General features: G+C 69.8%; 40 protein-coding genes. All 40 read left to right on the top strand.

The window, feature by feature from the left end:
* Positions 1-43: 43 nt before the first annotated feature.
* The 40 genes from ACZ6R6_RS42660 (at position 44) to ACZ6R6_RS42465 (ending at position 26015) form a co-directional block, all read left to right on the top strand.
* Positions 44-190 (top strand): hypothetical protein, encoded by a 147-nt coding sequence (locus ACZ6R6_RS42660; protein WP_470102644.1) that lies wholly within the window; start codon positions 44-46, stop codon positions 188-190.
* On the top strand, positions 187-363 hold the full coding sequence (locus ACZ6R6_RS42655; protein WP_470102643.1) for a hypothetical protein: 177 nt from the start codon (positions 187-189) through the stop codon (positions 361-363). The genes ACZ6R6_RS42660 and ACZ6R6_RS42655 overlap by 4 nt, the downstream gene beginning before the upstream one ends.
* Positions 356-787 carry an ASCH domain-containing protein gene (locus ACZ6R6_RS42650; protein ID WP_470102642.1) on the top strand — a complete coding sequence of 144 codons (432 nt, stop codon included), beginning with the start codon at positions 356-358 and terminating at the stop codon, positions 785-787. The genes ACZ6R6_RS42655 and ACZ6R6_RS42650 overlap by 8 nt, the downstream gene beginning before the upstream one ends.
* 390 nt (positions 788-1177) lie before the next feature.
* The gene (locus ACZ6R6_RS42645) at positions 1178-1498 is read left to right on the top strand and encodes a hypothetical protein (RefSeq protein WP_470102641.1); all 321 of its coding nucleotides are present in this window, start codon (positions 1178-1180) and stop codon (positions 1496-1498) included.
* A 406-nt stretch (positions 1499-1904) separates the two neighbouring features.
* The gene (locus tag ACZ6R6_RS42640) at positions 1905-3386 is read left to right on the top strand and encodes an AAA family ATPase (protein ID WP_470102640.1); all 1482 of its coding nucleotides are present in this window, start codon (positions 1905-1907) and stop codon (positions 3384-3386) included.
* Positions 3387-3666: 280 nt separating this feature from the next.
* Complete coding sequence (locus ACZ6R6_RS42635) at positions 3667-4092, top strand: hypothetical protein (RefSeq protein WP_470102639.1); 426 nt, start codon at positions 3667-3669, stop codon at positions 4090-4092.
* Positions 4089-4718: a hypothetical protein gene (locus ACZ6R6_RS42630; protein ID WP_470102638.1), complete on the top strand. Its 630-nt coding sequence runs from the start codon at positions 4089-4091 to the stop codon at positions 4716-4718. The genes ACZ6R6_RS42635 and ACZ6R6_RS42630 overlap by 4 nt, the downstream gene beginning before the upstream one ends.
* Positions 4718-4990, top strand: coding sequence for a hypothetical protein (locus tag ACZ6R6_RS42625; RefSeq protein WP_470102637.1), 273 nt, complete (start codon positions 4718-4720; stop codon positions 4988-4990). Before ACZ6R6_RS42630 ends, ACZ6R6_RS42625 begins: the two co-directional genes overlap by 1 nt.
* The gene (locus ACZ6R6_RS42620) at positions 4983-5180 is read left to right on the top strand and encodes a hypothetical protein (RefSeq protein WP_470102636.1); all 198 of its coding nucleotides are present in this window, start codon (positions 4983-4985) and stop codon (positions 5178-5180) included. Before ACZ6R6_RS42625 ends, ACZ6R6_RS42620 begins: the two co-directional genes overlap by 8 nt.
* On the top strand, positions 5173-5406 hold the full coding sequence (locus tag ACZ6R6_RS42615) for a helix-turn-helix domain-containing protein (RefSeq protein ID WP_470102635.1): 234 nt from the start codon (positions 5173-5175) through the stop codon (positions 5404-5406). Before ACZ6R6_RS42620 ends, ACZ6R6_RS42615 begins: the two co-directional genes overlap by 8 nt.
* Complete coding sequence (locus ACZ6R6_RS42610; protein WP_470102634.1) at positions 5399-5725, top strand: hypothetical protein; 327 nt, start codon at positions 5399-5401, stop codon at positions 5723-5725. The genes ACZ6R6_RS42615 and ACZ6R6_RS42610 overlap by 8 nt, the downstream gene beginning before the upstream one ends.
* 167 nt (positions 5726-5892) lie before the next feature.
* The gene (locus tag ACZ6R6_RS42605) at positions 5893-6156 is read left to right on the top strand and encodes a hypothetical protein (RefSeq protein ID WP_470102633.1); all 264 of its coding nucleotides are present in this window, start codon (positions 5893-5895) and stop codon (positions 6154-6156) included.
* Positions 6157-6158: 2 nt separating this feature from the next.
* Positions 6159-6986 (top strand): hypothetical protein, encoded by an 828-nt coding sequence (locus tag ACZ6R6_RS42600; RefSeq protein WP_470102632.1) that lies wholly within the window; start codon positions 6159-6161, stop codon positions 6984-6986.
* Positions 6987-7045: 59 nt separating this feature from the next.
* Positions 7046-7327 carry a hypothetical protein gene (locus ACZ6R6_RS42595; RefSeq protein ID WP_470102631.1) on the top strand — a complete coding sequence of 94 codons (282 nt, stop codon included), beginning with the start codon at positions 7046-7048 and terminating at the stop codon, positions 7325-7327.
* Positions 7324-7497, top strand: coding sequence for a hypothetical protein (locus ACZ6R6_RS42590; protein ID WP_470102630.1), 174 nt, complete (start codon positions 7324-7326; stop codon positions 7495-7497). Before ACZ6R6_RS42595 ends, ACZ6R6_RS42590 begins: the two co-directional genes overlap by 4 nt.
* Complete coding sequence (locus ACZ6R6_RS42585; protein ID WP_470102629.1) at positions 7494-7868, top strand: hypothetical protein; 375 nt, start codon at positions 7494-7496, stop codon at positions 7866-7868. The genes ACZ6R6_RS42590 and ACZ6R6_RS42585 overlap by 4 nt, the downstream gene beginning before the upstream one ends.
* On the top strand, positions 7865-8416 hold the full coding sequence (locus ACZ6R6_RS42580; RefSeq protein WP_470102628.1) for a GNAT family N-acetyltransferase: 552 nt from the start codon (positions 7865-7867) through the stop codon (positions 8414-8416). Before ACZ6R6_RS42585 ends, ACZ6R6_RS42580 begins: the two co-directional genes overlap by 4 nt.
* Before the next feature lie 28 nt (positions 8417-8444).
* Complete coding sequence (locus ACZ6R6_RS42575) at positions 8445-8603, top strand: hypothetical protein (protein WP_470102627.1); 159 nt, start codon at positions 8445-8447, stop codon at positions 8601-8603.
* Between the two features lie 7 nt (positions 8604-8610).
* Entirely contained in the window at positions 8611-8823 is a 213-nt protein-coding gene (locus ACZ6R6_RS42570) for a hypothetical protein (protein WP_470102626.1), read from the top strand.
* A 113-nt stretch (positions 8824-8936) separates the two neighbouring features.
* Complete coding sequence (locus ACZ6R6_RS42565) at positions 8937-9086, top strand: hypothetical protein (RefSeq protein ID WP_470102625.1); 150 nt, start codon at positions 8937-8939, stop codon at positions 9084-9086.
* A 7-nt stretch (positions 9087-9093) separates the two neighbouring features.
* Positions 9094-9459, top strand: coding sequence for a hypothetical protein (locus ACZ6R6_RS42560; RefSeq protein ID WP_470102624.1), 366 nt, complete (start codon positions 9094-9096; stop codon positions 9457-9459).
* A 56-nt stretch (positions 9460-9515) separates the two neighbouring features.
* Entirely contained in the window at positions 9516-10175 is a 660-nt protein-coding gene (locus ACZ6R6_RS42555) for a hypothetical protein (protein WP_470102623.1), read from the top strand.
* Between the two features lie 39 nt (positions 10176-10214).
* Positions 10215-11813: a hypothetical protein gene (locus ACZ6R6_RS42550; RefSeq protein ID WP_470102622.1), complete on the top strand. Its 1599-nt coding sequence runs from the start codon at positions 10215-10217 to the stop codon at positions 11811-11813.
* The gene (locus tag ACZ6R6_RS42545; protein WP_470102621.1) at positions 11810-12106 is read left to right on the top strand and encodes a hypothetical protein; all 297 of its coding nucleotides are present in this window, start codon (positions 11810-11812) and stop codon (positions 12104-12106) included. The genes ACZ6R6_RS42550 and ACZ6R6_RS42545 overlap by 4 nt, the downstream gene beginning before the upstream one ends.
* Positions 12103-13647 carry a phage terminase large subunit gene (gene terL / locus ACZ6R6_RS42540; protein WP_470102620.1) on the top strand — a complete coding sequence of 515 codons (1545 nt, stop codon included), beginning with the start codon at positions 12103-12105 and terminating at the stop codon, positions 13645-13647. Before ACZ6R6_RS42545 ends, terL begins: the two co-directional genes overlap by 4 nt.
* A 14-nt stretch (positions 13648-13661) precedes the next feature.
* A complete protein-coding gene (locus tag ACZ6R6_RS42535) occupies positions 13662-15716 on the top strand; it encodes a phage portal protein family protein (RefSeq protein ID WP_470102619.1) in 2055 nt (684 codons plus the stop codon).
* Positions 15713-16933, top strand: a complete 1221-nt coding sequence (locus ACZ6R6_RS42530; protein ID WP_470102618.1) for a head maturation protease, ClpP-related — start codon at positions 15713-15715, stop codon at positions 16931-16933. Before ACZ6R6_RS42535 ends, ACZ6R6_RS42530 begins: the two co-directional genes overlap by 4 nt.
* A 6-nt stretch (positions 16934-16939) precedes the next feature.
* A complete protein-coding gene (locus ACZ6R6_RS42525; RefSeq protein WP_470102617.1) occupies positions 16940-17332 on the top strand; it encodes a capsid cement protein in 393 nt (130 codons plus the stop codon).
* Between the two features lie 15 nt (positions 17333-17347).
* Entirely contained in the window at positions 17348-18274 is a 927-nt protein-coding gene (locus tag ACZ6R6_RS42520) for a phage major capsid protein (protein ID WP_470102616.1), read from the top strand.
* A gap of 9 nt (positions 18275-18283) precedes the next feature.
* The gene (locus ACZ6R6_RS42515; RefSeq protein ID WP_470102615.1) at positions 18284-18547 is read left to right on the top strand and encodes a hypothetical protein; all 264 of its coding nucleotides are present in this window, start codon (positions 18284-18286) and stop codon (positions 18545-18547) included.
* Between the two features lie 72 nt (positions 18548-18619).
* Positions 18620-19069 (top strand): hypothetical protein, encoded by a 450-nt coding sequence (locus tag ACZ6R6_RS42510; RefSeq protein ID WP_470102614.1) that lies wholly within the window; start codon positions 18620-18622, stop codon positions 19067-19069.
* 9 nt (positions 19070-19078) lie between these two features.
* On the top strand, positions 19079-19531 hold the full coding sequence (locus tag ACZ6R6_RS42505; RefSeq protein ID WP_470102613.1) for a hypothetical protein: 453 nt from the start codon (positions 19079-19081) through the stop codon (positions 19529-19531).
* Positions 19531-19965 carry a hypothetical protein gene (locus ACZ6R6_RS42500; RefSeq protein ID WP_470102612.1) on the top strand — a complete coding sequence of 145 codons (435 nt, stop codon included), beginning with the start codon at positions 19531-19533 and terminating at the stop codon, positions 19963-19965. Before ACZ6R6_RS42505 ends, ACZ6R6_RS42500 begins: the two co-directional genes overlap by 1 nt.
* A gap of 13 nt (positions 19966-19978) precedes the next feature.
* Positions 19979-20311, top strand: a complete 333-nt coding sequence (locus ACZ6R6_RS42495) for a hypothetical protein (RefSeq protein WP_470102611.1) — start codon at positions 19979-19981, stop codon at positions 20309-20311.
* The gene (locus ACZ6R6_RS42490; protein WP_470102610.1) at positions 20311-20592 is read left to right on the top strand and encodes a hypothetical protein; all 282 of its coding nucleotides are present in this window, start codon (positions 20311-20313) and stop codon (positions 20590-20592) included. Before ACZ6R6_RS42495 ends, ACZ6R6_RS42490 begins: the two co-directional genes overlap by 1 nt.
* Positions 20592-21146, top strand: coding sequence for a phage tail tube protein (locus ACZ6R6_RS42485; protein ID WP_470102609.1), 555 nt, complete (start codon positions 20592-20594; stop codon positions 21144-21146). Before ACZ6R6_RS42490 ends, ACZ6R6_RS42485 begins: the two co-directional genes overlap by 1 nt.
* Positions 21147-21155: 9 nt before the next feature.
* Positions 21156-21623, top strand: coding sequence for a hypothetical protein (locus ACZ6R6_RS42480; protein ID WP_470102608.1), 468 nt, complete (start codon positions 21156-21158; stop codon positions 21621-21623).
* A gap of 23 nt (positions 21624-21646) precedes the next feature.
* The gene (locus tag ACZ6R6_RS42475; protein WP_470102607.1) at positions 21647-21847 is read left to right on the top strand and encodes a hypothetical protein; all 201 of its coding nucleotides are present in this window, start codon (positions 21647-21649) and stop codon (positions 21845-21847) included.
* Positions 21848-21873: 26 nt separating this feature from the next.
* Positions 21874-25152 (top strand): hypothetical protein, encoded by a 3279-nt coding sequence (locus ACZ6R6_RS42470; RefSeq protein ID WP_470102606.1) that lies wholly within the window; start codon positions 21874-21876, stop codon positions 25150-25152.
* Positions 25149-26015, top strand: coding sequence for a phage distal tail protein (locus tag ACZ6R6_RS42465; RefSeq protein ID WP_470102605.1), 867 nt, complete (start codon positions 25149-25151; stop codon positions 26013-26015). Before ACZ6R6_RS42470 ends, ACZ6R6_RS42465 begins: the two co-directional genes overlap by 4 nt.
* Positions 26016-26032: the final 17 nt, after the last annotated feature.

The raw sequence follows: 26032 nt of genomic DNA, 5'->3' as shown, positions 1-26032 counted from the left end.
CCACCTGCCCGCCCTGCAAAGGCGACGAGGAGCTGACCCTGCTGTGACCCACCCCGACCCCGCCGTCGCCTGGCTGGAGCAGCAGGCCGCCCACCACGCCGCCGTCCTCGCTGACCCCGCCCTCGCCATGCAGGCGCCGAACGCGCCCGCCTACCTCCACTACGAGCAGACACCGGAGGCGACCCGATGAAGGAAACCTACGAGATGAGCGCGGACGGTGAGCTCGTCGTCACCTGGGAGGCCGAAACCCCCGAAGACATGGCCGAGCTCAAGGAACACGCGCTCCGCGCCGTCCATGAGGGACTGCCCGAGGACACCGAGCTCACGATCTGGGCCAGCGGCGAGGCAGCCGACCATGGCTGACCCGATCATGGCCCTCACCATCCAACAGCCCTGGGCCTGGGCCATCGCCCACGGCACCAAGCGCATCGAGAACCGCACCTGGGCCACCCAGCACCGCGGGCTTCTCGCCATCCACACCAGCGCCCGCATCGACCGCGACGCCCTCGACGACATGCGCATCCGCGCCACCATCCGCAGCCACGGACAGCAGCCGAACTACGTGACCGGCGCCGTCATCGCCGTCGCCCACCTGGTCAGCATCCACTCCTGCACCGGCCGCTGCTCCATCTGGTCGGCACCCGGCCAACACCACTGGGCACTCGCCGACGTCCGCCAACTGCCTGAGCCAGTGCCGTGCAAGGGGCGGCTCGGCCTCTGGCCACTCCCCGCGGATGTCGACGCCGCGGTGCGCGCCCAGCTTGCTGCGCAGGACGTCTGTGTCTGACCCGTCGTCGACCACCAGCCCGGCCGCCGCGCGCGGCCGGGCCCCCAGCCGTCTCCCAGGACCCTGCGGACACGGCGCCGGACCCTGCGGCGCCCAGCCGACACGGCCCTACCCGAACGGGCCCCGATGCGCCGCACACACACCCGCCGCCCTCGCCGGCCAACCAGAACCCGGCGCCACCGCCTACTGCCCACCCGCCCGCTGCCTCTGCGGAGGCTGCCCCTCCTGGCGGCCCTACAACGCCTACCTCGCAACCGCCGACTCCTGGACCACCGACGCCCGCAACATCGCCAGCGGCAAGAAACGTGCCTCCCCACAGCAGCAAGCCGCCGCCAAAGCCACCGTCGCCGAGCAGAAAGCGCGCGAAGCCGCACTCAGGAAAGGGGCAGCGTGACCGACGACCGTACGGAGCTCCTCCTTATCGGCATGGAAGTGATGGTGCCTCTGCGGATCATCGAGGTCGCCCACTGGACCGACAAGGAACAGCAGGAGGCTGCGACCGCAGCCGCCGACCTGATCAGCTGCGGAGCCGACCAACTCTGGGAGAGCAACCCACGAAAGCGCGACGTTCCCCGCGGCCGCATCACCACGGCGATCGCGACCGGCCTCGCGGTGATGGCATACGCGCCGGGCGGAGTGGACTGGGCGGGTGGTCACTGGTGCACCACCCAACACGAGGGGTGCCCCAAGGGTTCTGGGGGTGCATCGTGACCGCCGGACGCCACCGGATGATCCCGGACGGATCAGGAACGATCCGGAACACCCCGGAACAGGCGCGGAACAGGTCCGGAACGGGCACACACCGAAAGGCTCTCTCCCCGGTTCCCCCTGGAGACGCCCATGACCTGGGTCAGCACCTGCCGCCGCTGCCCACGCCCAGCCACCCGCATCATCACCGGCCGACGACCTGGCCTGACTTTGTACAGCGTCCTGACCTGCGACAAATGCGCCGAATACCACCGTGCGAAAGCCGCAACCGCCGGACCCGTCGTCGAGGAACCCCACGGGCAGCACGACCGCCTCTTCTAACCCCCGCCACACACCGGCGCCGACATCGAAGACCCGCGCCACCCCACCCCTGACCACCTACCCGAACCACGCGCCCCTGGGGGACCGGTTGACCACCGAGCCAGAGCCGATCTGGGACCTCGAAGCCGAGCAAGCGGTCCTCGGCACCTGCATGACCGTGCCCTACATCGTCGGACACATCCGCGCCGTACTCCCCGAACCACGGGCATTCCGCCGCCCCCAACACCAGATCATCTACGCCGCCGTCCTCGACCTCGTCGACCAGGACGCCCCCACCGACACCGTCGCCGTCAAGGACTACCTGCAGCGCGCGAAAACCCTCGGCCAAGCCGGAGGACACGAATACCTCCTCGCCCTCGACCGCTCCGCACTCATCGCCGGCGACCCCGCCTACCACGCCCGCATCGTCATGCGGCACTGGCGCAACCGCGAAAGCATCTACCAGGCGCACCGCACCATCCAAGAACTCCAAACCCTCGACCCCGACGACGGACCCGACCGGCTACGCACCCTCGGCGAACGACTCCTCAAAACCGCCGACGACCTCGCCCCCGAACGACCCGCCGACAACGAAGACCGCTTCCCCCGCATCAACTGGGAAGACGCCTTCGCCACCGACTTCACCGAAATCGACTGGCTCCCCGGCCGATTCATGGAACGCGGCCAACAAGCCGCCCTCGTCGGCGACGGCAAAGTCGGCAAAAGCCTGTTCACCCTGTACTGGATCTGGTGCGCCATCACCGGCCGGTCCTGCCTCGGCGACATCCGCCGCGAACCCATCAACGTCCTGTACTTCGACCGGGAAAACAGCCTCCGCGACATCGTCACCCGGCTCACCGCGTTCGGCGCCACCCCCGACGACCTCCAAGTGCTGCACGAACGGTTCGACTACCGGCTGTTCCCCCGCTTCTCCGGCGCACTCAACACCTCCGACGCCGCCGCCCGGGAGTTGCTCGACATCGTCGCCGAACGGCCCCGCGACGTCGTCATCTTCGACACCGTCAGCCGCTACATCTCCGGCAAGGAAAACGACTCCGACACCTGGCTCGAGCTGTACAGCCGCATCCACGCCCCGCTCAAGGGCGACGGCATCGCCAGCGTGCGCCTGGACCACTTCGGCAAGGACACCGAGAAGGGCAGCCGCGGCTCCTCGGCGAAAACTCAAGACGTCGACCACGTGTGGGAGCTCACCGCCTACGACGAGACGCGCGCCTACACCGAGACCACCGAGACGATCACCACCCGGTTGAAGATGCTGCGCACCCACACCCGGACCGGGCTGGGCGACGACGCCTTCCACGTCACCCGGCGGGGTGAGAAGGAGCGGGGTGGGGCGTGGCTGCCCGGCCGCACCCGGCACGAGCTGACGGACTCCACGGTCGCCGACGCGCACCGGTCGAAGATCCAAACCTACGTTGACGATCTTGTGATGCGGGGGGTTCCGAACGGTCTCGGCCGGGACGGGCTGAAGAAGTGGGCGCGCGACAACCGGGTGACGCTGCCCGGCAAAACCGAGGCCGTTTCGGAGATCGTCGCGGCGTTGAAGGCGGCTCAGAGGGGGGTCTCGTGAGCATTCGAATCGCGCCGGAAATGTCTCGAAATGTCTGTCCCCGTCACTATCGCATTTTCACCTGTCCCCTTGACTGTCCCCGCCTGTCCCCTGACAACACAAAACCCCAGGTCACGCCTGTCCCCACACCTGTCCCCACCTGTCCCCGGCCAGTACCTGTCCCCTGTCCCCTCCCTATAGAGGAGGGGACAGGGGGACAGGCGAGGGAACAGGCCACCCCCGAACGGCCCTCCGGAGCCCCTCACATGAAGATCAAAAACGGTTATCGCGGGACAGCCTCATGACCCGCCGAACCGCCCTCCTCGACCAGCCCGCCCTCTGGGACCTCACCCCGCCGCCAGCCGCCCCCACGCAAACCCCGCCCCGGCTCAAGAAGACCCGCCGCTTCCACGTCCTCGACCTCCCCACACCCCAACCCACCCGCTGCGACCCCCGATGCCTCACCTGCGGCCACGACGAAGGCGACGGCCACTGCAACCCCTGCGCCACCGCCTGCCGCCAACCCCTCACCCGGGTCCCCGTCGAGGTATGCCTCACCACCCGCCGCGTCACCGCCCGCCCCGCCGGCACCCGACTCGTCGCCGTCACCTGCCCCTGGTGCAGCCGCACCCACTGGCACAGCGCCACCGCCGCCAGCCCGTACCGCCTCTCCGGCTGCGGCCGGCCATACATCGTCCACCTCAACACCCCGGAGGCCACAGCATGACGACCCCGTCCGACCCGCCAGGTCATGACGGCAAGTGCGGCGGTAAGAAACGCGACGGCTCCGGCGACACCTGCACCCAGACCGCCGGATGGGGCACCGACCACCCCGGCATCGGCCGCTGCAAGCTGCACGGCGGCGCCACCCCGAACCACGTCACCGCCGCACGTAACGAGCAGGCCCGCCGAGACGTCGAAACGTACGGGCTGCCCCGGGAGATCGCCCCCGCCCTGGCGCTCCTCGAGGAAGTCCATCGGACGGCCGGCCACGTTGCCTGGCTCGGCCAGAAGGTCGCCGAGACGCCGGAAGACGAACTGGTATGGGGCGTCACCGAGGAGGTCGACAAAGGCTCTGGCCAGTACACCGGCACCGACACCACCCGCAAGGCCGTGCCGAGTCCCTGGCTTGATCTGTACCGGCAGGAGCGCAAGCACCTGGTCGAGGTGTCGGCCAAGGCGATCGCTGCGGGTTGCAATGAGCGGCTGGTCAAGTTGCAGGAGGAGCAGGGCGTCCTGTTGGCGGGTGCGATTCAGCAGATCCTCGATCAGCTGGACCTGACCGCCGGGCAGCGGGCGCGGGTGCCGGAGATCGTGCCCGGCGTGCTCCTCGCCATCGGCGGAGGCTCCTAATGGCCGAGCAGACCTGGGAGCAAGAGTTCATCCGACGTGTCACCCACGCCCTCACCCCCGACCACTACGAGCACGGGTTCCGGCCCGAACGCGTCGAGGTCAGTGGCAGCGACGGCGCCCGGTGGAGCGCACACACGTGGGAGGACGCTTCCATGGCTGTCGCCGTATACGGCGTGTGCCTGTGCGGGGCGCAGGTGAACGCGTACGAGACCGGCCCGGAGGACGTGGCTGAGCTGCTGCGGAAGATCACTTCGGAGGCCGACCGTGGCTGACCGCTACCTGCTGGCTGGCGAGCTCGTCGAGGTCCTCATCCGCCCGAACCAGCGGCGCAAGGACCGGCCTGCCCAGCGGTTCCCGATGGACCGCATCAGCGACTACGCACCCCGCAACGTCCTGATCCGCCGCCCTGACGGGCAGCTCGTTGTCCGCCCGTTCCGAGGCTTGAGGAGAGCCGATGTCTGAGCTTCAGGGCGCCCTCCACGCCGAGCTGCGCGCGTGCCTGGCCGCCTCTGGCCTCTCTCAGGCTGAGGTCGCCCGCCGCGCCGAGATCACCCCGAAGCACCTCTGTCAGGTGCTCCTCGACCAGGCCGTCATCAGCTTGCCGATGGCTCAGCGGGTTGCTGAGGCATGTGGGCGAGAGCTGCTGATCAAGAGCCGCCGCACACGTAAGGAGCCGACCCGTGCCTGATCTCTCCTCCCTGCCGGCGGAAGCCACCCCCGGGGCCCCCGTTCAGGTGCTCATGCCTGCCGGGCTCCTGCCTCGCCTTCCCCAAGTGCTCGCCACGATCGGCATGCGGCTCTACCAGTTACCCACTAAGGACGGCCCCACGTTCATGGTCGGGGCTGATCTGTCGGAACTCCGCGACTTAGACGCGCCCGCGTCCCTGACGACCGCCGACGTGCTGGACGCCTGGTCGCTGGCCGTCGAGTCGCTCGCCGATGCCGCACAAGACCCCGCGAAGCGCCCCAACACCCGGAAGCGAAAGGTGATCCGCGATGCCGCCTGAGATCCCAGCGGAAGCCGTACAAGCCGCACTCGCGCCATACGCCCCTGTGAGCGAATCTCCGCCCGCCCCCGCCCACCGGGACGCGGACACACCCGACAGCCCGCCCACAACGCGCACAGCCCCGCCCACACGCAACAGCAGCCACACCCGAAACGAGGACACCCGCCATGGCTGAAATCGACGTCATCACCGCCGAAGGCGACCACCGCGTCATCGACATCCCCGACCTACCCATCACCACCCGGCACGTCCTCATCGACGCCGCCGAACTCGACCAGCTCCGCGCCGACGCCGCCCGGCTCCACGCGTTCCGCACCTACCTCGACGAGCGCTTCCGCTTCTGGTGCTCACCCAACGGTGTCGCCGCCCAGTACGCGAAGGCCCTGCTGGAAATCCTCGACCGCACTACCGACACCACCAGGGGAGCCTGACCTTGCCGACCTACGCCGAAGACCTCGCCGACCTCATCCACCAACTCCTCGACGACACCCCCATCCGCGTCGAATACACCGTCCGCCGCGGCACCAAACTGGAACGACGCGCCGTCACCCGCCACGACCCCGGCCTCCTCCGGCAACTCGGCGCCGTCACCGGACACACCACCACCGGCCACCGCATCCTCACCACCCGCGACGCCGACGGCTACCGCACCGGCCACCGCGTCGAACGCACCACCACCTCCGCCGGCTGGGCCATCCCCGGCGCCGCCACCCCCTCAGGCTCGCCCGGCTGGGACACCGACGGCGCCATGAGCCCCCAACCCACCGGCCGCAGCTTCGAATCCCGCGCCCCCGCCCGCGACGCCCTGCTGTTGGAAGACCAGATCGCCTCCGAAGTCGCACAGCTGCACGCCCGCCTCGCCCGCGCCACCCGCACCCACACCATCCGCCGGTCGGTCGGCGGCCGGCTCCGCGAACTCATCCACCTCGCAGCCCTCGCCGACGACCAAGGCCTCGACGACGCCTACGACGCCTTGACGACCGTCCGCAGCTGGGTATCCACCTGCCGCACCCTCCTCGGCTACGACGCCCGCACCATCGAACTCGCCAACTGGCACTGCGTCGAATGCGGCGGCCGCGTCCGCACCCGCGCCGACGACGAATCCATCGTGCGGTGCGCTGGCCTGGGCGTCGTCGAGGGGCCAGCGTGGGAGGGCGAGGACATGCCCGTCGTCTACGGCTCCTGCGGCGCACGGTGGGGGAAAGGCGAATGGGTGGATTTCATGCAGCGCCAGCAGCAGCGGGAGAGGATGAAAAGATGACTAATGGAGAGCGCCCTACGCGGTTAGCGAGATCGTCGATCGGCCGATTCGGGACAGGCGTGAAGTCGGTTCTCAGCGTCGACAGTCCTGTGGCCTTCATCTCTCCAACAGGCAACGAGACCCAAGCCTCTGACCTTCGACAGCTACGGGCCGAACTTGAGGAAGCGCTCGCAGCACGTGACGATGCGGTAGCCGCGCTTGCCTCCCTCATCGCCCATACGGCTGGCGGCACCGTCATCATCCCCAAAGAGTTGCTTGCTCGCGCCAGCCGCTACAAGTTGCTCATACAGGCAGACGCTTCTCCCGGAGGGAGTGTGACTTACACCGTGGAGGGACTGTGATCGACCGAACAATCCGTGCTACCGCCACCGACCCGAAGGCAGGTATGACGCTGGCCGAGCTGGCCGCCTTCGTCCAGACCGCGCTGCGGGAGGACGCCGCCGACGACGTGCCCGTCCGCGTCATCGCGAACTTCCGCGGCGGCATCAAGAAACTGGAAACCCGCGTATGACCCGTTTCTCCGAGTGGTTTCAACGCTTCCGAGTAGCCCAAGTCCGAGCCGCCATCCTGGAAGACCCCGACCCGAACGAGACACGCGCCCTCGCCATCCTGGTACGCGAGAAGCAGTTGGCCATCGTCGGGTTGCTCAGCGCCTACGTGCAGATCGGCCCCGACACGAACAAAGCTGAGACCGCCGCCCTGCTCGCCGAATTTGCCCCCGACATGAGCGACCCGACGGAGCTCGGGGCTGCCGCCGTGCATGTGGCCTACACGAGGGTGAGCATGCACCTGTTGAGAGAGCTGGCCCGCGAATGCGGCGAACCGGTCGAGCAGGTATGGCAGCGCATTGCCACAGAACTGACTAGGAAGGTCAGCGAGTGAGCGGCAGCGGCACAGACGCCTTCGCCGTGCGCAAGGCGACAGAGATGGATTGTTCTGGGATCGTCCAACTGGTCGAGGCTTCAGGCGAACATTTCGAGATCACCACCTACCGCATGGGCCGACTCCTCGACTGGATGGAAACCCTCGTCGCAGAAGAAGCCGATGGCCGCATCATTGGCTGGCTCGAAGGAGTCCTGGACGGAGATGTAGCAGGCCATCTGGCTCGCCCAGATCATCCACCGCCTCACGCCTACGTTCACACCATGGTGGTGGCGCCACACGCGCGTCGCAGAGGCGTGGGCCGGACTCTGATGCAGGAGTTCGTCCAGATGGCGGTAGGCGCCGGCCTGACATGGATAGCGCTGACGCCGATGCAGGACGAACCGGAAGCTATGCGTTCTCGCGCATCATTTTTCGCGGCCGTTGGACTGCGCCAGGTCGATGAGGCAGATCCGAGCGAGGGGATGGTTGGTGACCTTCGCAGGATCGCTACTGAACTGCAAGGAAGCCCGATCAGCGGTGGATCCCCAGATGAAGAGGCTTCATAACCTGCGATCACTTGGGACAATGGATTACATGGCGGACTCCCTCCCCCTGCCCCTCGACGTCCTGCCGTGCCTCGGCGGCGACGTCATCCTCATCCCCCGCGGCCTCATCTCCGCCCGACTCACACCCGAGCAGCAGCACGAACTCGCCGCGCGGCTACCCGCACTTCAAGCCGCCAACCGGACATAATGTCCACATGGACGGCGCCACCCACCACCCCATCCTCATCGGCATCGTAGAAGCCGCCACCTGGACCGGCCGCCCACCCGGCACCCTCCACCGCTGGGCCAGCGAAGGCCGCATCACCCGCCACGGCAGCGGTCGCCACGCCCTGTTCGACTGGTATGAACTCCCCGAAAAATCCTCTGGCCAAGGCGCACCACCCCGCCGAGCCGATCACGCAGCTTGACGCCGTGATCAGCGGCGAAGCATAATCTGCGGCAAGGACCCGTCTGCCCACATCCGGCACGACGGGTTTTCGCATGTCCGGCCCCGGAACAGCTACCTGACCCCGGGAGCCTTGTGCACACCCTCGCCGTGATCCTCCTCGTCGCCGCCCTCATCTGCTTCCTCCTCACCACGTTCGGCATCGGAAGCGGCCGCGTCAGCCTGCTCGCCGCCGGCCTCGCCTGCATGGTGCTCGCCGAGCTCATCCCCGCCATCACCTTCTAGGAGACCCGTGCCCGACACCGAGCCCTACCTGATCGCCGGCATCCGAACCCAGCCCGAGCACCTGGTCAGCCCCGGCTACCAGTCGTTCCTGAGCTGGCTCAAGGACCAGGGCCTGCCGGCCCAGGGCCACGTCTACGAGTGGGAGGGCGCGCAGGACCTGCCCCCCGGGGAGCGCGTCTACGCCACCTACGCCACCATCACGGTCTGGGAGTCACCGCTCAGAGGAGTCGTCGCCGTCTACGACCTCGACACCAACGGTGACCGCATCCCGGCCGCGGGTGGCGGCTACGAGACGCACGACGTGGACGTCACCCTCGTCTCCCTCCCGGCCGGCGGCGGCGAGATCCCCGGCGACGTCGAATACCAGCCCTGATCTAACAGTCGCCCTCCTGGGCGCCCAGCACACACACGCCCAGGGAGGGCCCCACCATGGCCGTAACCGCCTACGTCTACGGCAAGCTCCAGCAGAGCCTCTTTGAGGGGCGCCTCAACTTCGCGACCGACACCATCAAGGTCATGGCCTTGAGCGCCTACACCGTCGGCTCGACCAAGGACACCGCCCAGTTCATCTCGGATGTCCTCGCCGTAGCCACTGAGGCAACCGGTACTGGCACCTCCGGATACACCGCCGGCGGCGCCACCCTCGGCAGCAAGACCGTCACCTACACCGCGGCGAACTCATGGTCCGTCCAGCGCGCCAACTCGACGGCCTACACGGTCGGCGACGTTGTCCGCCCCGCCTCCGCCAACGGCTACGTCTACCGATGCGTCGTCGCCGGCACCTCCGGCGGGTCCTTGCCGACCTACACCACCGTCGTCGGCGATGATTTCACGGACGGCTCGGTCACCTGGGTCGCCGAGGGCACCGGCGTCCTGGTCGTGGATGCTGCTGATCCGTCGTGGACGACCGGCAACCCGGGCTCGCTGACGGCCTCCTACCTGGTGTTCTACAAGGACACCGGCACCACCACCACGTCGCCGGTGATCGTGCTGTGGGACCTCGGCGGCGCCCAGGTCGCGTCCAACGGCGGCGCGTTCACCGCCACGCTGGACAGCGCCGAGGGCCTGTTGACCATGTTCACAAGCTGACCCCTCCGACGTCCGGCGTAGCTGTGCTGAGGGGAGCCCATGGCGACGCGTCATAACCTCTGCCTCAACCCAGCGCTCACCAACAACAACACGGGCTGGGGCGGCGGCGCCACACCGACCCGGACAGCCGTCACGGGTTTCGTCCGCTCCTGGGCCGCCCGGTACACGAGCGGGACGTTCCTGGCCAGCGCGCCGACCGCAACCGGCGCAGTCACTGTCGGCCTCACCTACACCGTCAGCATCTACCTGCGACCGACCACCAACGGCGGCGGCGCCGCCTACATCGAGTGGCTCAACGCAGGGGGCAGCGGATTCGGTTACCCCAGCGCCCCCTACTCACTCACCGCTGGCACCGTCGGCCGCACCTCCGTCACCGCCATAGCCCCTACCGGCGCCGTTGCCTGCCGGGTCGTCGTCGACGGCATCAACATGGGCGTCAACGCAGTCGACGCCACCGCAGTACTGCTGGAGCAGGTCACTGCTCTCGATACCTACTTCGACGGCGACAGCGCCTCGGCCAGCTGGGACGGCACCGCAGGCAACTCCGCCAGCACGCTGACCGACTCGGCTGCCGTCACCGCGGCTGGCGCCGCAGGAGCCGTCCGCGTCCGCGCCTCGACCGGACTACTCACCGCCGTCCGCGCCGCCCCCCTGCCCGGAACTGGTGGGGCTGTCCGCGTCCGAGCAGGATCCGGCCGAATCCAAGCCGCCGGTGCGGCCCCGCAGTCCGGTACGGCTGGCAGCATCAGAACCAGGGCGTCCGCCGGGGCCGTCACCGCAGTCCGCCACGCGCCGCTCGCCGGAGCACCCGCAGCCGTCCGTATCCGCGCCGGATCAGGAGCCGTGACGGCCGCCCAGGTCGCCACCGTGGCCGGTAGGCCCGGAGCGCTGCGCATCCGCGCCGGATCCGGATCCATCACCGCCGTCCAAGCTGCGACTGTCGCCGGCACCCTGGCCAGCATCCGCACCCGCGCCAGCGCTGGCCAGATCACCTCCGGCATCAGCATCACCGCCGCCGGGCCAGCCGCAGCCCTCCGCCTTCGCAGCAGTACGGGCCAGGCCGTCACCGTCCAGCACGCGCCGCTCACCAGCGCCTCGGCCCGGGTCACCATCCGGGCGGGCTCCGGCGCGGTGTCCACAGTCGCCGGCGGCGTGTCCGTCACGCTCACCGGCCCAGCGGCCGCCGTCCAGCTCCGCGCTGCAGCACCGGCCATCACCGCAGCCCAGCAGCCGATCCTGACCGGCGCCACGGCCACGATCCGGCTCCGCCCAGGCCGCAGCCAGCTCATCGCCGCACTGCAGGCCACGCTCACCGGCGGGCCCGCGCTCGCACGGCTCCGCCCTGGTGTAGGCGTGGTCACCGCGGTTGACCTCGGCGACGGCGTCCTCCTGGCCGGCCAGCCGACCGCGGCCCGCATCCGAGCCGTGCCGGGCCTGGTCGCCGCCGCGCAGAACCCCGTCCTCGTCGGAGCCGCCCCGGCGATCCGTGTCCTGGCCACCGCCGGGGCCGTCACGACGAGCGACACCCCCGAGGTTGAGATTCCGCCCATCGGCATCGGCCCGCCCCGACTCCTCTGGACGGCTGGCCCGCCCAGCACCCGCTGGCCCGCCAGCCCACCCCGGATCGGGAGGTCATGATGGCGCAGGTGGCCGCCTCCTCCCGCGAGGACATCTACGTCCCCTGGGGAGCGGACGCGACCAGCTTCCCCGTGGAGATCGCGATCATCCCGCGGACTTCCGACGAAGACGAACCGGTCGACGCCGACTACAAGGCCGCCACCTGGGACGGTGTGGAGGCTCGGCTGCTGATCGGCCCCGGCAGCGACACCGAGCTCGCCGAGGGCGAATACGTGGTGTGGTCCCGCATCACGGTCAGCGCTTCCCGCCGCCCGGTGCGCCGGTCCGGCCTGCTGACCATCGGCACCCCATGACCACCCTCACCGCATGGGAGCACGCGGCCGCACAGTTCCAGCCGCGCCGCCGACGCTGGGCCACCCCCGGAGCCATGGCCACCGAACTCGACCGCAACCACCGCCAGACCGCCATGCTCGACCTCATCGACGCCGAGCTCGTCGACCTGTTCGACGGCGACGGCCACAACCGGCTGATGGTGTTCTGCCCACCCCAGGAAGGAAAGTCGCAGAAGATCAGCCGCCGCACCCCGGCCTGGCTCCTCCAACACGACCCCACCCTGCGCATCGCCATCGTGAGCTACGCCGACAACAAGGCCGAACGCTGGGGCCGCGCCATCAGACGCGACATCCTCGCCCACCCCGAACTCGGCATCACCCTCCGCCAGGACTCCCGCGCCGCCGGCCGATGGGAAACCGCGCAAGGCGGCGGCCTGATCTGCGTCGGCATCGCGGGCGGCATCACCGGCGAACCCGTCGACGTGCTCCTGGTAGACGACCCGGTACGAGGCCGCGCCGAAGCCGAGTCATCGACCTACCGCGAGGCAGCGTGGGACTGGTGGGAGTCCAACGGCTCCACCCGACTGTCCTCCCGCGGCAAGGTCGTGCTCATGATGACCCGCTGGAACGAGGATGACCTGGCGGGGCGCCTGGAGCGTCGCGAGCCAGGCCAGTGGCGGATCATCCGGATCCCGGCCATCGCTGGCGCCGGCGACCCGCTCGGCCGCCGCCCAGGCGAGGAGCTCGTCTCCGTGCAGGGCCGAGCGCGCGGCTACTTCCAGAATCTGCAGGCCGTCCGGTCGGCGTATGTGTGGAACAGCATCTACCAGCAGTCGCCGACCGCGGCCGAGGGCAACCTGTTCCGCCGCGCGGACTTCCGCTACTGGCAGCGGATGCCGGACAACACCAGCTGGCACGGTGTCCTCAGTGGGCAGCGCGTCGACCTCGGCGGCCGCGCCGTCCAGCTCGACGACTGCTGGCGGTTCGTCACCGTCGACCTCGCCGCCAGCAAGCGCACCTCCGCAGACTGGACAGTCGCCTCCGCCTGGGCCATCAGCCCCGACGGCGACCTCATCCTCCTCGGCCGCAACCGCGGACGCATGGAGGAAGCCGAACACTGGGACCATGTCCGGCCGCTGCAACAGCGGTGGGCCGCAGACACCGTGTTCATCGAGCAGTCGTTCATCTCCACCACGCTGGCGATCGACGCGACCGCGGCAGGAATCCCGGTGCAGCCACTCACCGCCGACACCGACAAGATCACACGCGCGCTCCCGGCGACGTCCCGCGTGAAAGCCCACAGGGTCTGGTTCCCCGCCGGCGTCGACTGGCTCGATGAGTGGTGTGACGAACTCGCGTCGTTCCCCAGCGCCGCGCACGACGACCAGGTCGACACGCTCTCCTACGCCGCCCGCGTCGTCTCAGCGCACTGGCTGCCGATGGAGACCGCCGAGCAGGTCGACGCCCGCCGGGCATCGGCTGACGGCGGTGTGATCGGCCAGGCGTACGCCGCGGCGACCGGAAGCTCCGGCGCCATGGACTTCATGAGCATCAACTACTGAGCAGGGGGTTCGTCATGGTCAGCGCCCCCACCCGGGACATCGGCACCCTCTCCGACGGCCTCGGCTCCTACGGCCAGCTCTACAACGACATGGTCGAGGTCATCCCCGACCTCATGTGGCCGCTCAGCGTGCAGACCTACGCCCGCATGCGCCACGACCCGCAACTCGCCGCCATCCTCGCCGCATACACCCTGCCCATCCGCCGCGCCACCTGGGCCGTCGACCCGGCTGGCTGCCGCGAAGAAGTCGTCCAGGCGGTCGCCGACGACCTCGGGTTGCCGATCCTCGGCGCCGACCCGGCGCCCGGGCCCGCCCGCCGGCGCGGGGTCCGCTGGGCCGAGCACCTACGCCTGGCCCTGCTGTCGCTGGTGTTCGGCCACATGCCGTTCGAACGCCGCTACGAAATCCGCGACGGGCAGGCCCGGCTGATCAACCTTGGTGAGCGGATGCCGCACACCATCGGCGCCATCGACATCAACCCCGACGGCACCCTCAAATCGATCCGCCAGGATCACGCCGCCGGGCGGCCGATCCCCGTAGACAGGCTGGTCTGGTACGCGCACGAGCGCGAGGGCGCCACCTGGACCGGCCGCAGCATCCTGCGCGCCTCCTACGGCGCCTGGCTCCTCAAGCACGAGGTCTGGCGCGTCCACGCCACGTCGATCCGCCGGTTCGGGATGGGCATCCCGTCGGTGGAGGCACCACCCGGAGCAACCCCCGCCCAGGTGGCGGAGGCCCAGCGGCTGGCTTCGGCGATGCGCGCTGGCGACCAGTCCGGCGTTGGCCTGCCGTCTGGGTTCCGGCTGGCGATCACCGGCATGACCGGGTCAGCGCCAGACGCCATGGCGTTCATCGAGTACCTCGACCAGCAAATGTCCAGGTCCGCGCTGGCGGGGCTGCTCGACCTCGGTCAAACCCGCAACGGCTCCCGCGCGCTCGGCGAGAGCATGCTGGAGCTGTTCTTCCTCAGCCTGCAGGGTGTGGCCGACGAGATTGCCGACACCGCCACCCTCGGCACCAGCGTGAACATCGTCGACCTCAACTGGGGAGAAGACGAGGCCGCGCCGCGGATCGTCGTCACCGACGTTGGCCAACGGCACGAGACCAACGCCGAGGCACTGCAGGCACTCATCACGGCCGGCGCGATCACCCCCGACGCTGAGCTGGAGTCCTACGTCCGCACCGCCTGGCGACTCCCGCAACGCGCGGCAGACGCGCCCCCACCGCCCGCGCCGGAGCCTCCGGCGCAGGCCCGGCGCCGTCGCACCGCCCGGGCCCGCGCCCGCGAGGTGCGCGCGGCCGGTTCGGAGGGTGACCGGCGTCAGCTGACGCTCGCAGAGGCGCAGTCGGGGATGGACCCCGACGCCATCCAATCAGCGTGGGAGACGGCCCTCGATGACCTGCTCGCCGCCTGGGCCGACATCAGCGCAGCCTGGCGGGCCGACCTCGCCGAGCAGATCCGCGCCCTCATCGACGCCGGAGACCTCACCGGGCTCGCCGGGATGGTGCTCGACTCGGCCGAGGCTGCCGCGCTGCTCACCGCGGCGATGCTCGACCTGGCCGGGCGGAGCGCCGCACAGATGGCCGCTGAAGCCGCGAGTCAGGGCGTGACCGTCGAGCAGCCTGACGTCAACGAGGCCCACCTCAGCGACGTCGCCCGCGCGCTGGCCGACCTCCTGGCCGGGTGGCTTGCCGGGGCAGCCGCCCGGGAGGCACTCCGGCAGGCCGGCCCGGACCGGCCGGGGGAGGACGTCGCCGCCGCGGTGATGACCCACTTGGAGGGGTTGTCGGACGCGTGGCTGCGCGAGCAGCTCGGCGGAGCGCTCAGCGTCGCCCAGACAGACGGCCGATTCAGCGTCCTCGACGCCGCCCCGGAAGCGACCTATCACGCGAGCGAAGTGCTCGACCGGAGCACCTGTCCACAGTGCGTCGAGATCGACGGCCAGGAGTTCGCCTCCCTGGCCGAGGCCAAGGCCACCTACATCAGTGGCGGCTACATCAACTGCGACGGGCGGCTGCGCTGCCGCGGCGTGATCGTCGCCGTCTGGAACGACGAGGGAGAGCCATGAGGCCCAAGACCGCGCGTCCGGTCGCCCGGCTGCGGCAGGGCACCGACTGGTACCGCATCACTAACCTCGCCGACGGGGCGGCCGAGGTCGTCATCTACGACGAGATCGGCTGGTTCGGCGTCAGCGCCGCGGCGTTCATCCAGGAGCTCAAGAACGTCTCGGCCAGCGAGATCACGCTCCGGGTCAACTCGCCGGGTGGCGACGTGTTCGACGGTATCGCGATCATGAACACTCTGCGGTCGCACCCCGCCCGTGTCACCACGCATGTCGATTCGCTGGCCGCGTCCATCGCGTCGGTAATCGCGATGGCCGGTGACCGGATCATCATGCAGCCCCACAGCCAGATGATGATCCACGATGCGGCCGGCATGTGCATCGGCAACGGCTCCGACATGCACGACATGGCCGCCATGCTCGACCGGCAGTCCGACAACATCGCCGCCGTCTACGCCGAACGCGCGGGCGGCACCGTCGCCGAGTGGCGGGAGCGGATGCGCGCGGAGACGTGGATGTCTGCCGACGAGGCGGTCGCCGCCGGCCTGGCGGATGAGGTCGCACCGCGCCGCGACACCGATAAGGACAAGGCCCCCGTGGAGAACGCGTGGGACCTGAGCATCTTCCGCTACGCCGGCCGCGAGCACGCACCCGCGCCGGTCGCGTCTGCGGCCACCCCTGAGACTCCCCCGGTCGAGCCGGCCGCGGGGCCCACCCCAACACCCGAAGGAGAGGCACCCATGCCTGCTCTGGACGAGGGCCTGCGTGAGCGGCTCGGCCTGAACGCCGACGCTGACGAGGCCACGATCCTGGCTGCGGTTGACGAGGCACTCGCCGAGCGCGCCGAGCCCGAGACCACCCCCGCCCTGCCGGTCGAGCCGGTCGCCGCGCAGCTGCCCGAGGGCGTCGTGCTCGTCGACTCCGAGCGGCTCGCCCAGTTGGAGCGGCAGGCCGCCGAAGGCGTCGCCGCACGCGCCCAGCAGCGCATCGAGGCCCGCGACCGCGACCTCGACGACGCCATCCGCGCCGGTAAGTTCCCGCCCGCCCGCCGTGAGCACTGGGCCCGCCTGTACGACGCCGACCCCGACGGCACCCGGCAGACCCTCAACAGCCTCGCCGAGGGCACCGTCCCCCTGGCCGACCTCGGCGTCCCCGGCAGCGAGGACACCGGTGCGGTCAACGACGAGTTCGACCGCCTGTTCAGCGTCCCCGGAAAGGCGTGATCCGCTATGGCTGACTACCTGCCGATCTACACACCCGGCGAGGCCATCACCGTCACCACGTCGGCGGCCATCACCGGCGGCCAGCTGGTAGCCGTCTCCGGAAACGGCACCGTCGGCGTCGCCGGAGCCGCCTCCGCCTCGTGGATCGGCGTCGCCGCCCACGACGCCGCCTCCGGCACCCGCCTGACCGTGTTTTCGCGGGGCACCGTCCACGAGTCCACCGCATCCGGCGCCATCACCGCCGGCGCGCAGCTCGCCACCGGCGCCGCTGGAACCGTCGCCTCCCTCGCCGTCGCCGCCGGCGCGGCCGCCGGTGACATCAACAACGCCCGCGCCGTCGTCGGCGTCGCCCTGACCACGGCGGCCGACACCGCCAAGGTCCAGTGGATGGCCTGGTAAAGGAGCCCCTGAACAATGCCTGTTAACCCGCCGGCTCCTCCGAGCCTGTCCGGTGACCTGCTCAGCATCCACCGGCTGCTGGCCTCCCCGACGCAGATCCAGCGGCGTCTCCGGACGATCGCCGACCTGCGGTTCATCTCCGACCAGATCCTGACGCAGCGGTTCCGCTCCTCGGGGGGCGCCGTCCTGTACGAGGTCAGTGAGCCGATCTTCAACACCCGCAGCCCGCAGGCCGTCGGCCCCGGCTCCGAATACCCGCACGACGTCACCGCCAACGGCGCCGCCGCCCTCGCTTCGGTCTCCAAGTGGGGCCAGGCGACCCGCCTGACCGACGAAGCGATCAAGCGGAACGCGCGCCCCGGCGACGAGGTCGACCGGGTGCTGCGCAAGGTCATCAACACCGTTATCCGCCACGTCGACGGCATCACCATGTCCGCGGTCGCGTCCGCCGTCACGCAGACGCAGGCCGCTGGTGACGACTGGATCGCCTCCACCGCGACGATCCTGCGGGACATCGAGCTGGCCAAGGCCAAGATCGCTGAACTGCAGATGGGGTACAACCCCGACACCATCGTCATGAGCAGCACGAAGTACGCCTACATGGCGTCCGACGAGCGCATCGCGACGCTGCGCCGCCGGGAGGCGACCGACAACCCCGTCTACGGCGGCATGATCGAGCGGATCGGCGGCCTGGTCGTCGTCGAGGCGCCGCTGTCGTCCCTGCCGTCCGACGACGTGTGGGTCCTCGACTCCCAGCAGCTCGGCGGCATGGCCGACGAGGTCGACGTCGACCCCGGCTACACGGTCGGCGACATGGCCGTCCAGATCCAGACCGAGCGCCTGGCGACCAAGGACTCCTGGGAGATGTGGGGCCGCCGGATCACGGTGCCGATCGTTCAGGAGCCGGGCGCCGCCGTCAAGATCACCGGCACGAACCCGTAAGGAGCGGTCATGAGCAAGCGCTACAAGGTGACCGCTCCGTGCGTCGCCAACGTGCCTGTCAGCAGCGAGCCGGACGCCAGGATGACGATCTTCTACCGGGACGCGCTCCTCCCGGAGGGTGTCCCGGCCGACCGGATCAAGCACCTCCTCGACGGCAACATGATCGAGGAGCTCAAGGGCGCCGACGCCGCCCAGCAGGAGCAGGCCGAAGCCGAGGCCGAGCAGGGCGACAGCAGCCGCTCCGCCCGCGGCCGCGCCCGGACCGGCCAGTAACAGACGTGGCCCGGCCGGGCGGCCCCCGTTGGCCCGGCCGGGACCACCACAGCCACATAGGGAGGAGGGATCGTGGCCGAGAGCTGGGCCCCGACACTGGAGCAGGTCGCCGACCACATCCCCACTCGCACCCGCAACACCAACGTGCCGGGCGACGACACGCTCCAGATGACGTTCAACGACGGCACCACGCCGACCGCGGAACAGGCCAACCGCTACATCACCGCCGCGGTCGCCGAGATCCTGGCCGCCGTCGCCGGAACCATACCCGCCGCCCCGACCTACCTTGCCAGTCTGGCGCAGAAGGCCGCCGCGCTCCGGGCGGCCGCCGACATCGAACTCGCCTACCCCGACCGGGACGCCGACGTGCAAGTCGCCGCGCAACTCGACCAGCGCGCCAAGGACGCCCTGCAGCGGCTGATCGACGCCGTCAGCGACGCCGGCGGCACTGGCACTGAAGGCTCCCTACTTCCCGTCTACGCGTTCCCTGACCCGGGCTGGCCCGGCGACTACCCCCTCTGAGGAGGCGCGATGGCGGCCGGCGGACGCGGATTCCGCATCGACTTCAACGAGCACGAGCTCGACCAGCTCCTCCGCGGCCCTGACGGGCCCATCGCCCGCCGCATGGCCCGCTACGGCGAGATCGTCACGCAGGGCGCGAAACGCCGGGCGCCGGTGTCGCCGCGCGGGTCCGGCGGCCGACCGTCCGGCTACCTCCGATCCAAGATCGGATGGCAGCTCGGCCGCGACACCATCGGCCTCTACGTCGACATCTCCTCCCCGGCCACGACGCCGCAGGGCGAGCCGTACGGCCTGTTCATGGAGGTCGGCACGCGTCCTCACACCATCAGACCGCGAAAGCCCGGCGGATGGCTGCGCTGGGTCTCAGGCGGGAAGGTGCACTTCGCCCGCCAGGTGAACCACCCCGGCACCAGCCCGCAGCCACACCTCCGCCCGGCGCTCGAAGACCTCCGGCGCGCCTGATGGCCTACGTCGTCGCCGTCACCGCTGTCCGCGCCTGGATCAACCAGCTCGACACGCTCGTCGGCCCGGGCCGGCCGCTCGCGCTCGGCGCCTACCGGCAGCACCCCCGCTCACCCGGCCACGGCGCCTACGCGCTGCTGTCCCGCATCGGCCGCGGCGGCGACCTGGTCGCCGAGGAGACGGTGGACAGCCCCCGCATCAGTGCGTCGATCTACGCGGGTACCGACGAGGCCGCGGAGATCGCCGCCGTCGCCTACTGCAACGCCCTCGACGCCCTCCGCGGCGGCCCGGCCGTCATGGGCGACACCCGGTGCCTGGTCGCCGAGGACATCGTCGGCCCGCTGCTGGTCGACAACCACGACTCCGAACGCGAGCAGTACCAGTACCTGGTCGACGCCAGCTTCTTCCTGATCTCGACCTCACCCGTTCCCTGACCTGGAGGAATCCATGGCGGCATTGACCACACAGGTCGTCGCGCCCACGGGCATCGCCCCGACCTATGCCGCCGTCGGCGGCAGCGGCGACACCTTCACCCCCGGCGAACACACGTTCCTGCACCTGAAGAACACCGGCGGCGGGGCAAGCACGGTCACCGTGACCACGCCGGGCACCGTGGAGGGCCTCGCGGTCTCCGATCTGACCATCACCGTGCCGGCCACCACGGGCGACCGGATGGTGGGCCCGCTGCCGGCGAGGCTGTTCGCCAGGGCGGATGGCCAGGCAGACGTGGTCTGTTCGCCGACCTCGGGTGTGACGATCGCCGTGTTGAGGGTCGGCTGATGGCGTCCCGCGATCCGAAGCTGACGCCCTCCGACGAGCAGCCGCCGGAGCAGTCCGTCAAGGATGTCACCCCTCCGCCGTACTACATCGCCACCGCGCCGCTGCGCATCGGCACCGCCCGCGCCCACAACGTCGGCGACCGGGTGCCCGTCGAGCACGTCGAGAAGTATGGCTGGACCGCCCACGTACGGCATCCCGAGACCGGCGAACCGTTCGCCCCCCAGACCCCGCCTGAGACCAACGAGAGCCAGGCGCCCACCGACGGAAAGGGTGACGCCTGATGGCCCGTGGAAAGCCCGAAGCAATCAGCCTCGGCCCCGGCTACCTGTACATCGCCGTGCTCGGCACCGCTGAACCGGCCGACCTCACCACCCCGTGGGCGACCGTGTCCGCGAACTGGATCGCGCTCGGTTACACCAACGAGGGCAGCGAGTTCACCTATGAACTGTCCTCCGAAGATGTTGAGGTCGCCGAGGAACTCGACCCGGTCGCGACCGCTCTCACCGGCCGCAACATGGGTCTTGGCTTCGCTCTGGCGCAGATCACGGCCACGAACCTGAAGTACGCGATGAACGGCGGCACCATCACCGCCGGCACCGGCATCGTCACCTTCGAGCCGCCGGAGCTGGGCGAGGAGACCAGCGTGATGCTCGGCTTCGAAAGCGAGGATCACGAGGAGCGGTGGGTCTACAGGCAGTGTCTCAACCAGGGCAACATCGGCGTGGCCCGCCGGAAGGGCGCTGAGAAGTCGCTGATCAACTGCGAGTTCAAGATGACGAAGCCCGCCGGCGCCAAGCCGTTCAAGGCCATCCTCGCCTCCCCGACCCGCCTCTAAGGACCCTCGATGGCACGCACCTACACCTCCAAGCCCCGCACCACTGAAGGGCCCACGTTCGTCCTGGACGACGTCACGTTCCGATGCGCGGGCACCCCGTCGGTCATGGACCTGTCGGAGCTGGCGCGGCTCGCCGAGATCGGCGTTGACTCCGTCACCCCGGAGGGCATGGCGATCATCGCGGAGTTCCTCACCGGCGCCATGGGCAAGGCCGAGTACAACCGGTTCCGCACCCACATCAGGGAGCACGGCACCGACCCCGAGATGGTCATGGAGATTCTGCAGGGCATCGTGGAGGACTTCGTCGCCCGCCCTACCTCCAGGCCCTCGGTCTCGCCCGATGGGCCGCCCGCCACGCCGACTTCATCGACGGTCGTCTCGTTCTCGCGGGGCACCGTCGAGACGGGGCCTATGGAAGCGGCCCTGCAGCCGGTGGAGACGGCGCAGGAGCAGCCGAAGGTATTTACCTACGGCTGACCGATCTGACGCTCCCAGACGCGTTGAGCCTCGCCTACGGCCTCTATCTGGAGCGTCGCGAGGCGGTGCTACGCACCAGCGCGCTCCTGGCAGCCGTCGGCGCTGAGGATGCCAATCCGGACGTGCTCGGCGAGATCACCGAGGAATTCCAAGCGGCTGATCCGGCCGCGGCTCGGCGTAACCGCAGGGTGCAGATCATGGCCGCGATGGCGGCCTGTGGATAACTGAACAGCTCGGACGGGGGTGGCTCGTGGCTGCCCTGGCCGAGGCGTTCGTCCGCGTCCGCGCGGACACGACTGGTGTTCGCGACGACGTGCGCCGCGACTTCGAGAAGACCGGCGGCGAGTCGGGTGACGCCTTCAGCCGCCGCTTCACCCGTGATGCTCAGGGCCGCCTGCGCGACGAGCGCGGCAAGTTCGTCTCCGAAGGCGAACGGCTCGGCGAGGGCATCGGTGACGGCGCCACGCGGGGTTTCGCCAAGAAGATCAGCGGGTCGGGCGGCGGAGGGGGAGGCCGAGGAGGCCTCGGCGACATCCTCCGCCGGGCCCTCGCTGCGATCACCCAGCAGATCCCCAACCTCCTCCGAGGATTCGCGTTGATCGGGGACGCCGTCGGCGACCTCGGCCAGCGGATCGGCCGCCTCGGTACGACGGGCACGTCCGCGCTGAGCAGCCTCACCGCGGGCCTGGGGCGGCTGGGGGTCACTGGCGGTGCGGCGCTGGCCAGCCTCACCGCGGGCCTGACCAAGCTGGGCGTCGGCGCGGCGGCCCTGTCCACTCTGGCGGCGGGTGCGGCGTCGGCGGCGGCGAGCATGGTGTCGCTGGCCGGCGCGATCGCCCCGGTGTCGGGGCTGATCGCTGCACTGCCGGGCGGGGTGCTTCTCGGTGCCGCAGCGATGGGCACGCTCAAGGTCGCCCTGTTCGGGGTGGGCGATGCGATCAGCGCAGTGCTCAGCGGCGACTTCCTGAAGTTCGCCGCGGCTGCACAACAGCTGTCCGGCGTCGCGAACACCGTCGCCACCGAGCTGTTCGGCATGTCGCCCGCCTTGCAGGCGGTGAAAGAGCAGGTCCAGGACGCCTTTTTCGCGCCGTTGGTCGGCCAGATGACGTCGCTGCTGCCCGTCGTTGAAGCAGTGCGCGGCGGCATGTCGGGCCTGGCCGGCGAGTTCGGTCTGGGCGCATTGCGGCTGGTGGAGTTTGCCCGGTCCGCCGAGTCGATCGGGGCCATTCAGTCGGTCTTCACGTCGCTGCGCGAGTCGGTGTCCGCGGTTGTGCCCGCGCTCCAGCCGCTCCTGGCGGGGATCCGGGACGTGGGCGTGGTCGGCGCCGCCTGGTTGGCCGGGTTCGGGCCCGGCGTCGCGTCCGCGGCGGCGGAGTTCGGCGCGTTTCTTTCGCAGGCCAGCGAGTCTGGCCGGGCGTTGGAGTGGATGAACACCGGTCTGGTCGTGCTCAAACAGCTCGGCCAGGTCGCCCAACAGGTCGGCGGGATTTTCGAGGCGGTGTTCCGCGCGGCGGGCAAGGCCGGTAGCGACGCCCTGGGCGGCCTCATCGGGCTGCTGCGGAACATCAACGCGGCCTTGTCCGACTCCGCGGGCCAAGCCGCGCTCGTCTCGATCTTCGAATCGCTGCAGCGGGTCGGCGCGGCGCTGTCCCCGGTGGTCAGGGCGCTGCTCGATGGGCTGGCCACCATAGCTCCCCGGGTGGCTGACGTCGCGGTCGCGTTCAGCTCCGTTTTGACCTCAGCGATCCGCGCGGCGGCGCCGGCCGTGGCCGCTCTGGCGCCCGGGCTCGTCGCTGTTGGAAACGCTTTGACCCGCACGTTTGCGAACGACGCCGTCCGGGATGGGCTTCTCGCGCTGGGTACAGGCATCTCGAAAGTGCTGACCGCGGTGTCGCCGCTCATTCCGATTCTGGCGTCGCTGGCGTTGAGTCTGCTCAACTCGGTGCTGCCTGCCGTGGCGGCTCTCGCCCCTGGTCTGGTCACCGTTGGCGGCGCGTTCGCGCAGGCGTTCGCCAACCCTGCCGTCGCCCAGGCGCTGCTGAATCTGGGGCAGGGTCTCTCGAATCTGCTGGTCGCCGCCGCTCCTCTGATCCCGATCTTGGTGTCGCTGGCGCTCAATCTGCTCAATTCGCTGGTGCCCGCCGTGGCTGCCCTGGCGCCTGGGCTCGTTGCCGTCGGGCAGGCCTTGGCCGCTGCGTTCGCCCGGCCGGAGGTGGCGGAGGCGCTGCTCGCGCTCGGCACTGGGATCTCGGATCTGCTGGTCGCCGTCTCGCCTTTGATCGGCCCGCTGGTTCAGATCGCGGCGATTCTGGTGGATCGGCTCGGGTCTGGGCTGACCCTGCTGGCCACGCTGCTCGCACCCGTTGTGTCCGTTTTAGCGGATTCCTTGGGGCCGATTCTGGGTGAGGTGGCTCGACTCTTCGGCGAAGTAAGTGCTGCCTTACTTCCCGTGGCCGCCCAGTTCGGCAACGAGCTGGCCGCCGCCCTGCGTGATACCCGGGCGTTCCTGCAGCCCGTGATCGACGCCTTGCGCGAGGTCGGCCAGCAGGTCCTCCGCGAGCTGCTCGCCGTGTTACCGCAGGTCACACCGCACCTGGGGGAACTGGCTCGCGCCTTTGCCGCCGTGTTCGTCGAGGTGGTCAAGGTTCTGCCCGATTTGATCCGTTTCGGCGGGGAAATCCTGGTCGCCTGCATCCGTCAGCTGCCCGTCTTGGTCCCGATGATCAAGGACTTGGCGTTGGCTTTCCTGGACGTCTTCCGCGAGCTCACGCCCCTGGTCCCGCCGCTGCTGAAGCTGCTCCTGGAGATCGTCAAACCGCTCATACCCGAGCTGCCGAAGCTCCTGCCGCCCTTGATCGACTTGGTGCGAGTTTTCGCTGATCTGCTGGTCAAGGCCACGCCGCTGATCTCCAAATTGCTGGAGTCGGAGGAGGTGGCGCGGATCGTCCGGATCGGAGCGCAGAACATGATCTTGGCGTTCAACCTGGTCAAGGACGCGATCACCTTCGCGGTCGGAGCCATCCAGCTCTTCATCGGCACCTTCTTCGGCCTGCCCGGCCAGGTCGACGCAGGTCTGTCCCGCATGGGTCAGGCGATCAAGGGCTGGGCGAACTCCGTCATCGGATGGTTTGAGCAAGTCATCAACATCATCGCGTCCGGTGTGCCCGGCATGAGCTATGTCCAGTTCCCCCGCCTGGCGAACGGTGCGATTGTCGACCGGGCCACGATGGCGATGATCGGCGAGGCCGGCCGCGAAGTCGTCATCCCGCTGACCCGGCCGCGGCGCGCGGTCGAGCTGGCCGAGCGGTCCGGGCTCACCGACCTGCTGGCCCGCTCGTTCAAGGTGCCGGACCTGTCCGCCAGGCCGCTCGCCCTGGCCGGCGCTGGAACCGGCGGCGCCCCGGCCGCGGTGGCGGGTCCGGCGTGGGATGACCGGCCGCTCATCGGCACCTACTACGCCGCCCCCGGCCAGTCACCGCAGCGGCTGATGTCGGACCTGCGCGTCGAGGCGATCGGAGCATCCTGGTGACGGCCGGCGACCTCATCACCCGCGACCAGCAGATCGAGTTCCGCGGCCTGCTGCTCGGCTCAGGCACCCCGTACGGCTGGCAGGACCTGACCGGGTGGGACCAAACCGTCAACCTCGGCAACAAGCCGCGCAACTCCGGCGACGGCTCCTACCCGGGCAACGGCCGCCGGCCGGAGCGGGCCATCGTCTGGGCCTTCCAAATGCACCCCGCAGCCGCCGAGTTCGCGGCCGCGGTGGCTGCAGTGGAGCAGATGGCCGCCACCGTACGCGATGCCACCGAGCACCCGCTCGTCATCGCTGACCGGACGGCGACGCGCATGGTGTACGCCAAGTGCACTCGCTTGGTGATGCCACGCGACAAGCTGTTCGCCGCTGGCATCGTCAAGTGTGGCCTGCAGTGGGTCGCCTCCAACCCGGCCAAGCTGGAGCTCACCGAGCGGTCGGTGACGATCGCGCCGCTGACCTCCGGCGCCGGCGGCCTCACCTACCCGCTGACCTATCCGCTCGCGTACGGCACCGCGGGCTCCCCGAACAACGCGACCGCGACGAACTACGGCATCGAACCCGCAGAGCCAGTGCTGACCTTCGTGGGCCCGCTGACGACACCTCGCGTGGTCAACAGCACGCTGACCAGGGCGCTGGAGTTCAACCTCGACCTGCTGGCCGGGCAGACGCTGACGGTCGACGTGAGCCGCGGCACGGCCCTGCTGAACGGCGTCACCGACCGACTCGACAGCCGCACGAACCTCAGCGTGCCAGTGAAGGCATTCCACCTCGATCCCGGCGACAACAACCTGGCGCTGCTCGCCGCATCGTTCGGGACGGGCGCACAGCTGACCGTGACGTGGCGCTCCACCTACTGATCATCCATCTACGTGCT

Source organism: Streptosporangium sp. NPDC048886 (assembly GCF_055586905.1).
This window is presented reverse-complemented; position numbering and strand designations above follow the sequence as displayed.

Coding starts and splice junctions, on each gene's coding strand:
- ACZ6R6_RS42525 (WP_470102617.1), top strand. CDS start 16,940: ATGGCTGACTACCTGCCGATCTACACACCCGGCGAGGCCATCACCGTC.
- ACZ6R6_RS42485 (WP_470102609.1), top strand. CDS start 20,592: ATGGCCCGTGGAAAGCCCGAAGCAATCAGCCTCGGCCCCGGCTACCTG.
- ACZ6R6_RS42585 (WP_470102629.1), top strand. CDS start 7,494: ATGACCCGTTTCTCCGAGTGGTTTCAACGCTTCCGAGTAGCCCAAGTC.
- ACZ6R6_RS42635 (WP_470102639.1), top strand. CDS start 3,667: ATGACCCGCCGAACCGCCCTCCTCGACCAGCCCGCCCTCTGGGACCTC.
- terL (WP_470102620.1), top strand. CDS start 12,103: ATGACCACCCTCACCGCATGGGAGCACGCGGCCGCACAGTTCCAGCCG.
- ACZ6R6_RS42550 (WP_470102622.1), top strand. CDS start 10,215: ATGGCGACGCGTCATAACCTCTGCCTCAACCCAGCGCTCACCAACAAC.
- ACZ6R6_RS42555 (WP_470102623.1), top strand. CDS start 9,516: ATGGCCGTAACCGCCTACGTCTACGGCAAGCTCCAGCAGAGCCTCTTT.
- ACZ6R6_RS42615 (WP_470102635.1), top strand. CDS start 5,173: ATGTCTGAGCTTCAGGGCGCCCTCCACGCCGAGCTGCGCGCGTGCCTG.
- ACZ6R6_RS42570 (WP_470102626.1), top strand. CDS start 8,611: ATGGACGGCGCCACCCACCACCCCATCCTCATCGGCATCGTAGAAGCC.
- ACZ6R6_RS42625 (WP_470102637.1), top strand. CDS start 4,718: ATGGCCGAGCAGACCTGGGAGCAAGAGTTCATCCGACGTGTCACCCAC.
- ACZ6R6_RS42490 (WP_470102610.1), top strand. CDS start 20,311: ATGGCGTCCCGCGATCCGAAGCTGACGCCCTCCGACGAGCAGCCGCCG.
- ACZ6R6_RS42535 (WP_470102619.1), top strand. CDS start 13,662: ATGGTCAGCGCCCCCACCCGGGACATCGGCACCCTCTCCGACGGCCTC.
- ACZ6R6_RS42500 (WP_470102612.1), top strand. CDS start 19,531: ATGGCCTACGTCGTCGCCGTCACCGCTGTCCGCGCCTGGATCAACCAG.
- ACZ6R6_RS42545 (WP_470102621.1), top strand. CDS start 11,810: ATGATGGCGCAGGTGGCCGCCTCCTCCCGCGAGGACATCTACGTCCCC.
- ACZ6R6_RS42480 (WP_470102608.1), top strand. CDS start 21,156: ATGGCACGCACCTACACCTCCAAGCCCCGCACCACTGAAGGGCCCACG.
- ACZ6R6_RS42655 (WP_470102643.1), top strand. CDS start 187: ATGAAGGAAACCTACGAGATGAGCGCGGACGGTGAGCTCGTCGTCACC.
- ACZ6R6_RS42605 (WP_470102633.1), top strand. CDS start 5,893: ATGGCTGAAATCGACGTCATCACCGCCGAAGGCGACCACCGCGTCATC.
- ACZ6R6_RS42650 (WP_470102642.1), top strand. CDS start 356: ATGGCTGACCCGATCATGGCCCTCACCATCCAACAGCCCTGGGCCTGG.
- ACZ6R6_RS42520 (WP_470102616.1), top strand. CDS start 17,348: ATGCCTGTTAACCCGCCGGCTCCTCCGAGCCTGTCCGGTGACCTGCTC.
- ACZ6R6_RS42505 (WP_470102613.1), top strand. CDS start 19,079: ATGGCGGCCGGCGGACGCGGATTCCGCATCGACTTCAACGAGCACGAG.
- ACZ6R6_RS42515 (WP_470102615.1), top strand. CDS start 18,284: ATGAGCAAGCGCTACAAGGTGACCGCTCCGTGCGTCGCCAACGTGCCT.
- ACZ6R6_RS42495 (WP_470102611.1), top strand. CDS start 19,979: ATGGCGGCATTGACCACACAGGTCGTCGCGCCCACGGGCATCGCCCCG.
- ACZ6R6_RS42575 (WP_470102627.1), top strand. CDS start 8,445: ATGGCGGACTCCCTCCCCCTGCCCCTCGACGTCCTGCCGTGCCTCGGC.
- ACZ6R6_RS42530 (WP_470102618.1), top strand. CDS start 15,713: ATGAGGCCCAAGACCGCGCGTCCGGTCGCCCGGCTGCGGCAGGGCACC.
- ACZ6R6_RS42630 (WP_470102638.1), top strand. CDS start 4,089: ATGACGACCCCGTCCGACCCGCCAGGTCATGACGGCAAGTGCGGCGGT.